Origin of the sequence: Dokdonia sp. Hel_I_53, from assembly GCF_007827465.1 — a bacterium.
Classification (GTDB): Bacteria; Bacteroidota; Bacteroidia; order Flavobacteriales; family Flavobacteriaceae; genus Dokdonia.
In genome coordinates, this window is sequence record NZ_VISL01000001.1 from 1939240 (window position 1) to 1952771 (window position 13532).

Below are 13532 nucleotides of genomic sequence, written 5' to 3' on the forward strand. Positions count from 1 at the left end.
ACTATCTTTGAGTATGGCAAGTGCATCTGTAGAATTACATCTCAAAACGCTCCCTACCAGCCCTGGTATTTATCAATATTATGATAAAAATGGCAAACTATTGTATGTAGGTAAAGCAAAAAATCTCAAAAAACGAGTCCTCTCCTATTTCAATAAATCGCATGATAGTGGTCGTATACGGACCATGGTTAAAAAAATTCATGAAATTAAGCATATTGTAGTAGCGACAGAGACAGATGCTTTACTGTTAGAGAATAGCCTCATAAAGGAATACCAACCACGGTATAATGTCATGCTTAAAGATGACAAAAGCTACCCGTGGATTTGTATTAAAAATGAGCGATTTCCTAGAGTATTTCCCACAAGACGTCTCATAAAAGATGGAAGTGAGTATTACGGACCGTACACCAGTATGAAGACCGTACGTACCCTTCTTGATCTTATTAAAAGCCTTTATAAACTTCGCACCTGCAATTATGACCTTTCTCAAGAAAAAATAGATACTGGCAAATATAAAGTCTGCCTTGAATATCACCTTGGGAATTGTGAGGGTCCATGTGAGGGCAAACAGTCTGAAAAAGATTACCACGAACATATAGAGCATATCCGACAGATTGTAAAGGGAGATTTTAAAGAGTCTTTAGATCGCTTTCGCGAAAAAATGAAAGCTCATGCCGCCGCTATGGAATTTGAAGAGGCCCAACGTATCAAAGAGAAGTTAGATATTTTAGAAAATTACCAAGCTAAAAGTACAGTTGTACATCCTAAAATAAATAATGTAGATGTCTTCACCATCATAAGTGATGAAGGATATGGATATGTGAATTTTTTACAAATATCACATGGAGCAATTATAAAGTCTCACACCTTAGAACTCAAAAAGCAACTAGACGAGACAGATAAAGAATTACTAGAATTGGGAATTATTGAAATCCAACAACGCTTTGACCATAATTCAAAAGAAATATATGTGCCATTTGCTGTTGATATTGGGGAACATTATAAAGTAACTATTCCAAAGTTAGGGGATAAAAAACGGATCTTAGATCTTTCAGAACGAAACGCAAAATATTACCGTATGGAGCGTTTTAAACAAACAAAAATTGTTGATCCAGACAGGCATACAAATCGTATTATGGCCCAAATGAAAGTGGATTTACGATTGACTGAGGAGCCTCGCCATATAGAGTGTTTTGACAACTCAAACATACAAGGAACCAATCCCGTGGCGGCTTGTGTGGTTTTCAAAAATGGTAAACCTAGCAAAAGCGACTATCGCAAATTCAATATTAAAACCGTAGAAGGCCCAGATGATTTTGCTAGTATGGAAGAGGTTGTCTTTAGAAGGTATCGTAGGTTATTAGAAGAGGATCAACCACTGCCGCAACTCATTATTGTAGATGGTGGTAAGGGACAGCTTTCTAGCGGAGTAAAAGCATTAGAAACCTTAGGGTTACGCGGTAAAATCGCCATTATAGGTATTGCTAAGAGACTAGAAGAGTTATTTTATCCTGGAGATAGTATTCCGCTTTATTTGGACAAAAAGAGTGAAACACTTAAGATTATACAACAATTACGTAATGAGGCGCATCGTTTTGGAATCACCTTTCATAGGAATAAGCGTAGTAATGCCGCTCTTGGTACAGAGTTAGAAACCATTAGAGGAATTGGTGAAAAGACAATTGTAGATTTGTTGAAACACTTTAGGTCTGTCTCTAAGGTGAAAACTGCCACAAAGAAAAGCTTAACAGATGTTATAGGTCCTTCAAAGGCTGATATTATATATAATCACTATCACGCAAAATAATGAAGTATTTACTTTCTATATCGGTATTGTTTTGGAGCTTTCAAGTTTTCGCGCAAGCAGAAAATGATGATTTAAAAGTGGGGCTTGTCTTAAGTGGCGGGGGAGCAAAAGGTCTTGCTCATATTGGAGTTCTTAAGGTGATTGAAGAAGCGGGCATAAAATTAGATTATATAGCAGGAACGAGTATGGGAGCTGTGGTTGGCGGCTTATATGCAGCTGGATATAGCGCCTCTCAACTCGATTCTATTTTTACTAGTGTAAATTTTGATAATATCATACAGGACAATTTACCTCGAGAGGCAAAAACCTTTTATGAACGTGCGGATGCAGAGAGGTATGCTATTAAACTACCTTTTGATAATTTTAAAGTATCACTACCTAGTTCTTTAAGCAAAGGACAGAACACTTATAATTTACTGTCTCGTACACTAGAACACGTATCTGATATAGAAAACTATAGCAAATTACCTATTCCTTTTTTTTGTATTGCTACAGATGTAGAAAAAGGGGAGCAAGTGATTTTAGATTCTGGTTATCTTCCAGAATCTATAAGCGCCAGTGGGGCATTACCTTCTTTATTTAGTCCTGTATTGCTAGATGGGAAGTTACTAATAGATGGCGGTGTCGTGAATAATTACCCTATCTATGAATTAAGAGACAAAGGGATGGACATTATTATAGGTGTAGATGTGCAAGATACTTTGAGGGGGCGTAAAGATTTAAAATCTGCTACTGACGTACTGCTACAAATAAATAATTATAAAACTATCCAAGATATGGTCACAAAAAGAGGTGAGACAGACATCTACATACGACCAAGTGTGGATGACTTTTCTGTGGTTTCTTTTGATATGGGCAGAGAGATTGTTTCTAAAGGGTCTAAAATGGCAATGGATCAATATGAGATACTTAAAGAACTTGCCATTAAACAAAATGCCACGGTCAAGAAAAAAATAGCTCCAATCACCACAGACTCTATAGCTATACAGGCCGTAACGATAAGTGGTAATGATCACTATACAAGGAGCTACATATTAGGTAAACTAAAGTTTAAACCCCCTTTAACATTAAAATACGAGACATTGTATGAAGGTTTTAATAACCTTTCTGCAACAGAAAATTTCAAGAGGGTAGGCCACAAATTACAAGCTGTAGAAGATGGATACTTGCTACACATAGCCCTACAAGAGGCAACAAGTACTCAGTCTTTAAAATTAGGAATCCAATATAACGACCTCTACCGAGCTTCAGGTCTTCTGAATTTTACAAAGAAAAGAGTGCTCTTTCGTAATGATGTTGCCTCTATGGATTTAATTGTAGGAGATAATATTAGATACAATTTTGACTATTATATTGATAAAGGTTTTTATTGGAGTGTTGGTCTTAACTCTTCATACACATCATTTAATCACAGTATTAATGCACAACTTGTTGAAGAGGTACAAGGTATTGACATCGCTGGTGTCAATAAATTAAGCCTAGACTATCAAGATCTTACAAACAAAATTTACCTACAAACTCTATTTCTCAAACAATTCTCACTAGACTTAGGTTTAAAGCATAAGTATCTTGATGTTGAGACAGAAACCCTAGTCTCAACAAATGAAGGCGATCAAGGCGTAATCTTTGAAAAAAGTCATCTCGCAGGGGCCTACGGACAGCTCAAGTACGACTCTCTAGATAATATTTTTTTTCCAAATTCTGGATTCTATTTTGACGGAGATTTTAATTTGTATGTATACTCATCAGATTTTAATAATTCTTTTTCAGAATTTGGTATTGCTAATGCTGAATTTAAATATGCTCAAAACTTTAAACACAACCTAACCGCTATTTTAGAGATTTCAGGGGGATTTAAGGTAGGAGGAAAAGATACAAGGACCTTAGATTTTTTTCTTGGAGGATACGGAGCAAAAAAAGTGAATAATATGGTTCCTTTTTTAGGTTATGATTTTTTTAGTGTTACTGGTGATGGATATGTAAAGGCTGCTTTTGAGTTAGACTATGAAATTTTCAAAAAAAACCATGTAAATCTATCTGCAAATTTTGCAAATGTAGGATATGATCTTTTTGAATCACCAGATGACTGGTTACCGCCCCCTTCTTATTCTGGGTATTCATTAGGGTATGGAGCAGAAACATTTATGGGTCCTATGGAAGTAAAATACACCTATAGTCCAGAGATAAAAGCAAGTGAGTGGTTTATAAGTCTTGGTTTTAGATTTTAACGTGCTTAGACAATACTTTTAGGAATTGATCGTTAGTTTGATTTTATATTTTTTTTAACGCAACGAGACCAATTTATGGCATATATCGTGGTTTGATACTTATAACGTTTCATCTCTAAAATCCCTCCTTATGAAGACCTCTTTATTAATTGCTCTAAGTATCTCTCTCTTCTTTTTATCTACAAGCTGTAGCTCAGAAAAAAAGAATAACAACTCAACAAAGAGTGACGTTTCTATGAAGTCCTCCAGCCCTGCAGATGCTACTAACCTAAGTAAATCTTCTAACGCTTCTTTGTTTGTTAATGCCAGTTCTGGGTTGTCATTAAGAGAAGGTACAAATCTTAGATCCAATAAAATTCTCACATTACCATACGGCTCAGAGGTCATTAAAATAAGCACTCCAGCAAACACAAAAATGACCGTAGAGGGAATTACAGGAAATATGGTAGAAGTTAGTTATCAAGGGGCCAAAGGTTTTGCTTTTGATGGGTATCTAAGCCCGATTGCTCCGCCAAAAGCTGAAGAAACTTTAAAAAATTATGCAAGTCGTATCAGTACAGATTCACAAAAGATTGTGGTTGTAAAAACACCTCATAAGAAAGGAGATACATACGGAATGCTTACAGAAGTAATACTTCCAGCAACTAATTGGGGGGAAATATACAAGATTACCAAAATGCTTTTTAATTTACCTAAGAACATAAATCCCAATCTCTCTCAGGCTGAATCTAACATAAAGATAGTTAATAGTAGAAAAAGAGAGCGAACACTCATAGATGAGTTAACTATACATACGGATGATTCAAAAGAAATAACGTCTGTAGAATATGAGTACGTACTGAAAAATTATAGCAGGTCCGTACGAATTATAAAAGTGATAAACGGGTATAAAATTATCGAAAATGAAAGCTCTATATAAGTTGTAAACTAAGGTTGGAAGTTCATTCTTCCAACCCTTAGTTTAATAATCATAGATCTACACTTCTGATACTCGTAAAGTATTTACCATACCTCTGTCTAATAAGGGCATAGCTACTAGATTAATAAGCATATCACCTTTGTCAACAAAACCTCTATCTACAGCCAGTTGTCTAATATCTTCTACAGTCTCGTCAGTACTCACAAATTTGTCGTAAAACATTGCTTTTACACCCCAAAGCAAGTTGAGTTGCGTTAAAATTTGTTTATTCGAAGTAAATACTAAAATATGAGAAGAAGGTCGCCATGCCGAGATTTGAAAAGCAGTATACCCACTATTTGTAAGCGTTGTGATAGCTCTAGCATCAATTTCGTTTGCCATAAGTGAAGCATGGTAACAAATAGCCTTAGTAATATATCTCTTCGTTTTTATATGTGGAGGATTTTGAGGTACTTTTATGAGGTCTGAATCTTCCACATTACGACATATAGATGCCATTTTCTCAATTACTTGAACTGGATATTGACCCACTGAAGTTTCTCCAGAGAGCATTACAGCATCTGCACCATCCATTACAGAATTTGCTACATCATTAACCTCTGCACGTGTAGGTGTAAGGCTGGAAATCATCGTTTCCATCATTTGAGTAGCAATAATTACTGGAATACGAGCCTCCTTTGCCCTTAAAACTAATTGCTTTTGAATCAATGGGACTTCTTCTGCTGGAATCTCTACTCCGAGATCACCACGCGCGACCATCAAACCATCACAAAAAGCGATAATCTTATCAATATTTTCAACGGCTTCTGGTTTTTCAATTTTTGCTATAATTGGAATCTTATAATCAGAGTGTTCTAATATAATCTCTTGTAGTTGTTGTAAGTCTTGTGCGTGACGTACAAAAGAAAGAGCAATCCAGTCTACTTTGAGGCTAATAGCAAAAATGGCATCTTTTACATCCTTCTCAGTGAGTGCAGGTAGTGATATATTAGTATTAGGTAAATTCACACCTTTCTTTGAGCGTAATGGTCCGCCTTGAATCACTTCTGCTGTGACTTCTGTTTCTCCATCTGTTTCTAGTACCTCAAACATTAACTTACCATCATCTAATAAGATTCGTTCTCCTTTTTTTACATCTCTTGGGAAGTGCTTGTAATTCATATAGACACGATCTTTTGTACCCTCAAACTCACTTTCTGTAGAGAAAGTAATGTGATCGCCTGGTTGCACCACCACCTCTTCTTTCATCTTTCCAACTCTCAACTTTGGCCCTTGTAGGTCTGCAAGGATGGAAGTGTTATGACCCGTTTCTTCACTGAGTTGACGTATCATATCAACACGCTCTTTGACATCCTCGTAATCTGCATGTGAAAAATTGATTCTGAACACATCTACACCTGCATTCATCATATCGTGAAGTATCTCTTTCTTACTTGTAGCGGGCCCTAAGGTTGCTACTATTTTTGTTTTTTTTCTTTGTGGCATTATTCAAAAATTAAATTTTGTTTGTTTTTTAGCGAGCTCACATTAACGTCGTAAGCAGTTACGATTTGTGGTATTTGGTTGAGCGTTTTTAAGGTTTTCGCTTTCGCGAAAGCGCACCCATCTTCAACAATTTTTACAAAATAATCTACCTGTTGCATCTCAGGTATAAAATATGCTGTGCGTATTGATGATTCTGTTTCAAAAAGACCCGTTGCAGCTGTCACTATTTCTTGTCCTTTCATCTTATTTGAAAAAAGATAATAATCGATATACTGATGATCATCATTATATTCAAAATAAGGGTAGTTTAAGGGGTGAACCCCTTCATCTAGCACAAGGTCTCGATTTGATCTTGAGAGGCGGAGATTAAGGTGTTTATTAAGTAAAAAGGCAATATAATATGGTTCTAAAGAAGCATGAACAGCAATGAGCGTGAAGTCATAGCCAATAGAATCTTCTAAGAGAATTTTGTAAGCCCCCATAGTCACAAAGTAAGTAAGCAATATACAAATAAGTGATCGAACGCTTTTAAGCTTAAGCTTAAACTTACGTAAACGTTTGCGCTCATAAAATTTATGAAAGGGGCAGCGTAAAAGTAACTATTGTGCCTTTTCCAATCTCACTATCTATATGGAGTGATCCTTTGTGAATCTTGACCAAAGAAAAGCTTAGCACTAAACCCAGTCCTGAGCCTTTTTCTTTTTTTGCCCCTTCTTGAGCAACAAAACCTTTGAGATTAAAAAGCTTTGACTTATCACTTTCTGATATTCCTGTGCCTGTATCTTCTATACTAAAGGTAAAGTTGTTGTCTATTTTAGACAACTCGACGACTATAATTTCATTCTCATAGGAGAATTTTATAGCATTAGAAATTAAATTTCCAATTACTGTAGAAATCATATTTTTATCTCCAACTATGGTTGAATTAAAGCTTGATTCGACTCTTATATTTAAACTTTTGTTTAAAAGACCTTGCTGATGGGCTTTAATCTGGTCTTTTGTAATAGATAGTATATCTATTTCTTCAGGATTATATTTTATCTGGCCTTTCTGTAGTTTTGACCATTTTAAAAGATTGTCTATAAGTATGATACTATTTCTACTAGAGCATTCTAAAGATTTCATAATAGCCTTTGTCTCTTCATTTTGGATTTTTTCGTCATTAAGGACATCCAGAAAATTTATTATGGAAGATAGAGGACTCCGTAAGTCGTGTGCAATAATTGAAAAGAATTTATTTTTTGTTTCCACTAGCGAGGTAAGTCGCTTTTTTTGAGCTGCTATTAATCTATTTTTTCTTTTGTATATATAATATCGTACAGTTAGAAGCAACATAAACCCTAAAATCAACACATACAACGCTAGAGAAAATATAATAATTTTAGTGTTTTCTTTGTAACTGGATTTATAAGCGCTACTTACTATAAACTTTTTATTGTAAAATGAAAAAGTGGACGCTATAAATTGTTCTGGATGTATATCAAAGTTCTTATAATATTGAGGATCTTTTTCTTTTGCAAAAACCTTTTGACCGTTATACGCTCTAGTTCTATCAAAGTAACTGCCATCATTACTTTGAAATTTAAACACTAGATCTTTTATATTAATACCTAAATACAGATCGTCCATAATTGGGCCTAACTCAACTACACTAGAAATATACCCCAAGGAGACCCCCTCATTATTTACTATTCCAAATCCTACGGGTAGACCTACTCTGCCTTCTAAAAGATTTGTAGGGTTAGAAACATAAAAATCAGAACTGGTTATAAGAGTATCCATTCTTTCTATACCACTTTTTCCAATAATGGACTCTATAGATTTTCCAGCAAGTTGTAATGATTTTGTTTCTTGCATTGTAAAATCATATATGAAAATATGATTTGTATCAACATAGGAAACACAGAAGGGAGGGTTCGTATTTAAATCGTTAGTCTGATTTTCTAAATAGGTCTTTGCAAAATCTTCTGGAGGAACAATGTTTGTAAGCTCAATGTGTGATTTTAACCCTGATAATAATGTTGCGTAATTTTTAAAAGCATTTTCTAATCCCTCAGAAACGCCTCGATTAGCTATTTCTAGTCTTTGTTTTCTTGCAAATTTTTCTTGTGATAAGATATCTGAAGTTCCCCAGTATAACACAATAGCTGTCACAAGAGCTAGTAAAGCAAGTACAATATAATACTTCTTAGGAAAGTTTACAGACATAGACTAAAGAACAGAGGTTCAATGCTTTAATCTCCTAGGGACACAAGATGATTAAAAAAGCTAATTTAATGAAATGAATTCAAAAAATTATTTAATTACCTTCAATTTCTCGCTGAAAAGCATAAAAAGCCCGTTTAGATGCAATTTCTTCTGCTTTTTTCTTGCTAGTTGCTCTAGCCTTTGCGGCGATTCTACCATCGACATATAGCTTGACGCCAAAATGTTTTAAAGTGTCCTGTCCAGTATCTTCAAAAGTTTCAAACTTAAATGCTTTTTTCTCCTTTTGACACCATTCTATCAAAACGCTCTTATAACTTATGATACGACCCTCTAATTTTTCAATATCAACATAGGGTTTTATAACTCGTTTTTTTATGAATTTCTCGCAATAGCGATATCCTCTATCCAAGTAAATTGCACCAATAAGAGCCTCGAAGAGATTGCCGTGTATATTTGCTCCAAAGTTATCTAATGGGATATTTGCTCTTACGTAACGTATTAAATTAAGATCCCTCCCTAATTCATTGAGATGCTTACGGCTTACAACTTTAGACCTCATCTTTGTGAGATACCCTTCATTACCGCCCTGCACCACATCAAATAAATGAGCCGCAATTACAGAGCCTAGCATAGCGTCTCCTAAAAACTCTAATCGCTCATAGTTGAGTGGGTTACCATCTTCTTTCTTCAAAGCAAGAGAACGGTGAGTAAAAGCTTTTTCATAGTAGCTAATCTCTTTAGGCTTAAAGCCTAGTATAGAATGCATACGCATAAAAAAACTCCCGTCCTTGTTGGGACGAGAGTTAAATATTTTTTTTAGAGCACTCATTATTCTTAAGCCTCTAATTTTTTAAATAACACACAAGCGTTATGGCCTCCAAAACCAAAGGTGTTGCTCATGGCTACATTAATCTCTTTTTCTTGAGCTTTATTAAGTGTAAGATTAAAAGAGGGGTCTATATTTTCATCAACAGTCGTGTGGTTTATAGTTGGAGGGACAAGACTATGCTGCATTGCTAATATCGCAGCAATAGATTCTATAGCTCCAGCAGCACCTAAGAGGTGACCTGTCATAGATTTTGTTGAATTTATATTAATATCTGCTGCGTGTTCTCCAAATACTTTAGATATAGCTTTAAGTTCTGCTACATCACCAAGAGGAGTTGAAGTACCGTGTGTATTAATATGATCTACATCTTCTGGTTTTAAACCAGCATCTCTTAAACAATTGAGCATTACACGCTCTACACCTATTCCGTCTGGATGCGGTGCTGTCATGTGATAAGCATCACTAGACATACCTCCACCTACAACTTCTGCATAAATTTTTGCGCCACGTGCTTTAGCGTGCTCATATTCCTCAAGAATGAGAGCTCCGCCTCCTTCACCTAAAACAAATCCATCTCTAGTGGCGTCAAAAGGTCTTGACGCACTCTCCATATCATCATTTCTAGTTGATAACGCATGCATTGCATTAAAACCTCCCATACCTGCGGGTGTAACTGCTGCTTCACTTCCTCCTGTAACTATAATATCACAATGCCCTAAACGTATATAGTTAAGTGCATCGATCATTGCGTTTGCAGAAGAAGCACAGGCAGAGACCGTTGTATAATTAGGTCCCATAAAACCATGCTTAATAGAAATATTACCAGGAGCAATATCTGCTATCATTTTAGGTATAAAGAAAGGATTAAATCTTGGGGTTCCATCTCCGGCTCCAAAGTTGAGAACTTCATTTTGAAAAGTTTCTAGACCACCTATACCGGCTCCCCATATAACTCCAACTCTAAATTTATCAACCGTATCGAGGTCGATACCCGCGTCATTGATAGCCTCATCTGAGGCTACCAATGCATACTGGGCAAATTTATCTAGCTTTCGAGCTTCTTTACGATCAAAGAACTCGAGAGCGTCAAAGTTTTTAAGTTCACAAGCAAACTTCGTCTTAAACTTTTCTGCATCAAAATAAGTGATGGGCGCGCACCCACTTTTACCTGTAGAAAGTCCTTCCCAGTATTCTGCGATATTATTTCCAATAGGGGTAAGTGCACCAAGTCCGGTAACTACTACTCGCTTTAACTCCATAAGTTAAGACTTATTTTGCGTCTTCTATATATGAAACTGCTTGACCTACGGTCGCAATATTTTCTGCTTGATCGTCTGGGATTTGAATATCAAATTCCTTTTCAAACTCCATAATGAGTTCCACTGTGTCTAGTGAATCAGCGCCTAGGTCGTTTGTGAAGCTCGCTTCTGTTACAACTTCGTTTTCGTCTACTCCTAATTTGTCTACGATTATCGCTTTTACTCTTGATGCAATGTCTGACATAATTTTCTAATTTAAATTTTGATTTAAGTCGCAAAAATAACAAACTTTACCGTTAAACAAGTTTGCAACTCAAAAATGTGAAGGTAATTTACGTAATTCTACTATAAGTTAATCCTAAAGAACCCTCAAAATGTTACTAATAATTCTTTGTTTTGCACAGTCAACAGATCTAATCTAATGAAAAAAATCGTGATTTTTGCCTCGGGTAACGGTACAAATGCCCAGCGTATTATAGAGTTTTTCCAGGATCGTACGGATGCACAAGTTGTGCAAGTACTCTCTAACAACCCGCGTGCCAAAGTTTTAGAAAGAGCAACGCAACTAGAAACTAGCGCTATTTCTTTTAATAGAGAAGCGCTATATAGACAAGAAGACGTTCTAAACATTCTAAAAGCAACGGGCCCAGATGTTATTATACTTGCTGGTTTCCTTTGGTTATTTCCAGAAAAAATAATTTCTGCCTTTCCAGATAAAGTGCTTAATATTCACCCATCATTGCTCCCAGAATTTGGCGGTAAGGGAATGTATGGCAAACATGTACATGAGGCCGTTTACGCTTTCGCGAAAGCGCAACACCAAAAAAACCCAGAGAAAAAAGTGTATACTGGCATCACAATACATAAAGTAACTCCTGAATATGACAAGGGCGGCTTTTTATTTCAGCAAAGGGTTGAAGTTGACAAAGATGATACTCCAAAGTCTATTGCCGAAAAAATACACCTACTAGAATATGAGCATTTCCCAAAAGTGATCGCAAAATTCTTATCTTAGATAATGGCAAAAAAACAAAAATTCTACGTGGTCTGGGAGGGCAAAAGGCCTGGTATTTATGAATCTTGGAAAGATTGCAAGGCGATGATAAATGGTTATGCCGGAGCAAAATACAAGAGTTTTGAAACTTTTGCCAAAGCAAAAAAAGCATATAACGGAGACTATAACGACTTTAAAGGCTCCTCAATGAAGAAAAAAGTACTTACCGAAGCAGAGAAAGCCAAGTACGGCTTCCCTAACCTTTACTCTATCGCGGTGGATGCTGCGAGCTCTGGTAACCCCGGTAAGATGGAATATCGCGGCGTAGACACTCAAACGGTAAAACAGCTTTTTCACCAAGGGCCTTTTAAACAGGGTACAAATAATATAGGTGAGTTTCTAGCGCTTGTTCATGGTCTTGCATATTTAAAAAAAATAGGAAGTGATCGTCTCATTTATTCTGATTCTCGTATTGCCATAGGCTGGGTGAAGAAAAAGCATTGTAAAACAAATCTTAAAAAAAGTCCTAAAAATCAAGATGTTTTTGAACTCATACAACGTGCAGAGCATTGGCTTAAAAATAATACCTACACCACCACCATCGTAAAATGGGAAACCAAAGCCTGGGGGGAAATTCCTGCAGATTTTGGGAGGAAGTAATATTTCAAACTACGATGATCAAGTATCTCTTAATTTTAATAATTCTATTTACCATTACGAGTCATTCTCAAAAGAGTGATTTTGAAAATGTAGTCTATAATGTAGGCTTAGGCTCTTTTGGGAGTGCTATTGGTGCTGTTATTAATAAGAAAGAAAATGAAAAGTCAGGAAAAGTTTTTCTAAAAGGATTATGGCAAGGTAGTATAGGAGGTGCACTTATTTACGGCAGCAAAAAAATTGTCTCAGAAATTCCAAAAACAAAACATATAGAATATAATTGGGGTGCTAAGCTTGTAAATGCAGCAGGTGTATCTATTATAGAAAATGCGGCGAGAAATAGAGATTTTTGGGAACTATGGCATTTTAATTTAGGCTTTAATAGATTTGAATTTAATACTAAAGATAAATTTAAATTTACATACAAAATTAGACCCATCTCATTAGCTCTTACTTTAGGATCAGCTATAAATAGAAAAGCAGAATGGAGTCTTATGTTGCAATCTGGAGAAGTCATTTTTAGCGCATCAAAATTAAGACATAATGAGAATGCCGAGGCTTATGCACTTGGTCAAGCGGTTGTTTTAAAAGATAATAGCATTTTCAGTATTGAACAAGTTTTAGCTCATGAGTTCATTCACATTTATCAGTATAATGACTATAACTTTATTAATTCATATTTTACTAATACTATAAGTGATTTTCGTAACAAATCATCTTTAATTAATACATTAAGTAATTACATCTATTGGGATTTGCATTATCCTATAGTCGCAGGTCTTTATGAGATTGAAAGGAGGTCAAATACCTCTAACTCTGATAATTTTTTTGAAAGAGAGGCTCGCTTCTATTCTCCTGACGAATTAAATAGTATTTTTAATTACTAAATTTATGTGAAACTCTCAAAATATCACATCTTCACAAGCAAAAAAAGTTATTAGCATATTTTGGAAGGAAATAATTATATCATGAAATTAGAAAAAAGAAGGATTTACGGGTTGGCTATTGGCTTTATAATAGGATTGGCTATCGTTGAAAATTGGAATGCTATTAAAAGTTTTATCGGATCTCTAATTTGATATTGAAGTCTAATTTTCGCGAAAGCGAGCTTATCAAAGTTCACTTCTCAAACATTCAAAATCGTAT

Annotated in this window: 12 protein-coding genes; 6 read left to right on the forward strand and 6 right to left on the reverse strand. The window is 35.5% G+C overall.

The genetic code is table 11. The annotated features are described in order from the left end of the window. Positions 1 to 13: 13 nt before the first annotated feature. The 3 genes from uvrC to OD90_RS08670 all read left to right on the forward strand — a co-directional run bounded on the left by uvrC (position 14) and on the right by OD90_RS08670 (position 4954). Complete coding sequence (uvrC, locus tag OD90_RS08660) at positions 14 to 1807, forward strand: excinuclease ABC subunit UvrC (protein WP_144668784.1); 1794 nt, start codon at positions 14 to 16, stop codon at positions 1805 to 1807. Further along, on the forward strand, positions 1807 to 4035 hold the full coding sequence (locus tag OD90_RS08665; RefSeq protein ID WP_144668785.1) for a patatin-like phospholipase family protein: 2229 nt from the start codon (positions 1807 to 1809) through the stop codon (positions 4033 to 4035). Before uvrC ends, OD90_RS08665 begins: the two co-directional genes overlap by 1 nt. 130 nt (positions 4036 to 4165) lie before the next feature. Then, the gene (locus OD90_RS08670) at positions 4166 to 4954 is read left to right on the forward strand and encodes a hypothetical protein (protein WP_144668786.1); all 789 of its coding nucleotides are present in this window, start codon (positions 4166 to 4168) and stop codon (positions 4952 to 4954) included. A 57-nt stretch (positions 4955 to 5011) separates the two neighbouring features. Here OD90_RS08670 and pyk read toward each other — a convergent pair whose 3' ends face one another. The 6 genes from pyk to OD90_RS08700 all read right to left on the reverse strand — a co-directional run bounded on the left by pyk (position 5012) and on the right by OD90_RS08700 (position 10979). After that, complete coding sequence (pyk, locus tag OD90_RS08675; RefSeq protein WP_144668787.1) at positions 5012 to 6439, reverse strand: pyruvate kinase; 1428 nt, start codon at positions 6437 to 6439, stop codon at positions 5012 to 5014. After that, positions 6439 to 6921, reverse strand: coding sequence for an IPExxxVDY family protein (locus tag OD90_RS08680; protein WP_144668788.1), 483 nt, complete (start codon positions 6919 to 6921; stop codon positions 6439 to 6441). Before OD90_RS08680 ends, pyk begins: the two co-directional genes overlap by 1 nt. A 91-nt stretch (positions 6922 to 7012) precedes the next feature. Then, complete coding sequence (locus tag OD90_RS08685; protein ID WP_144668789.1) at positions 7013 to 8647, reverse strand: sensor histidine kinase; 1635 nt, start codon at positions 8645 to 8647, stop codon at positions 7013 to 7015. 91 nt (positions 8648 to 8738) lie between these two features. Beyond that, complete coding sequence (gene rnc / locus OD90_RS08690; RefSeq protein ID WP_144668790.1) at positions 8739 to 9476, reverse strand: ribonuclease III; 738 nt, start codon at positions 9474 to 9476, stop codon at positions 8739 to 8741. Between the two features lie 5 nt (positions 9477 to 9481). After that, complete coding sequence (gene fabF, locus OD90_RS08695; RefSeq protein WP_144668791.1) at positions 9482 to 10735, reverse strand: beta-ketoacyl-ACP synthase II; 1254 nt, start codon at positions 10733 to 10735, stop codon at positions 9482 to 9484. 10 nt (positions 10736 to 10745) lie between these two features. Then, the gene (locus OD90_RS08700) at positions 10746 to 10979 is read right to left on the reverse strand and encodes an acyl carrier protein (protein ID WP_136840785.1); all 234 of its coding nucleotides are present in this window, start codon (positions 10977 to 10979) and stop codon (positions 10746 to 10748) included. Between the two features lie 177 nt (positions 10980 to 11156). On the opposite strand from OD90_RS08700, the gene OD90_RS08705 reads away from it, so the two are divergent. The 3 genes from OD90_RS08705 to OD90_RS08715 are packed head-to-tail and all read left to right on the forward strand — an operon-like array spanning position 11157 to position 13273. Beyond that, positions 11157 to 11750 carry a phosphoribosylglycinamide formyltransferase gene (locus OD90_RS08705; RefSeq protein ID WP_144668792.1) on the forward strand — a complete coding sequence of 198 codons (594 nt, stop codon included), beginning with the start codon at positions 11157 to 11159 and terminating at the stop codon, positions 11748 to 11750. 3 nt (positions 11751 to 11753) lie between these two features. Continuing rightward, the gene (locus OD90_RS08710) at positions 11754 to 12389 is read left to right on the forward strand and encodes a viroplasmin family protein (protein ID WP_144668793.1); all 636 of its coding nucleotides are present in this window, start codon (positions 11754 to 11756) and stop codon (positions 12387 to 12389) included. Positions 12390 to 12403: 14 nt separating this feature from the next. After that, positions 12404 to 13273 carry a hypothetical protein gene (locus OD90_RS08715; protein WP_144668794.1) on the forward strand — a complete coding sequence of 290 codons (870 nt, stop codon included), beginning with the start codon at positions 12404 to 12406 and terminating at the stop codon, positions 13271 to 13273. The last annotated feature ends 259 nt before the right edge of the window (positions 13274 to 13532 follow it).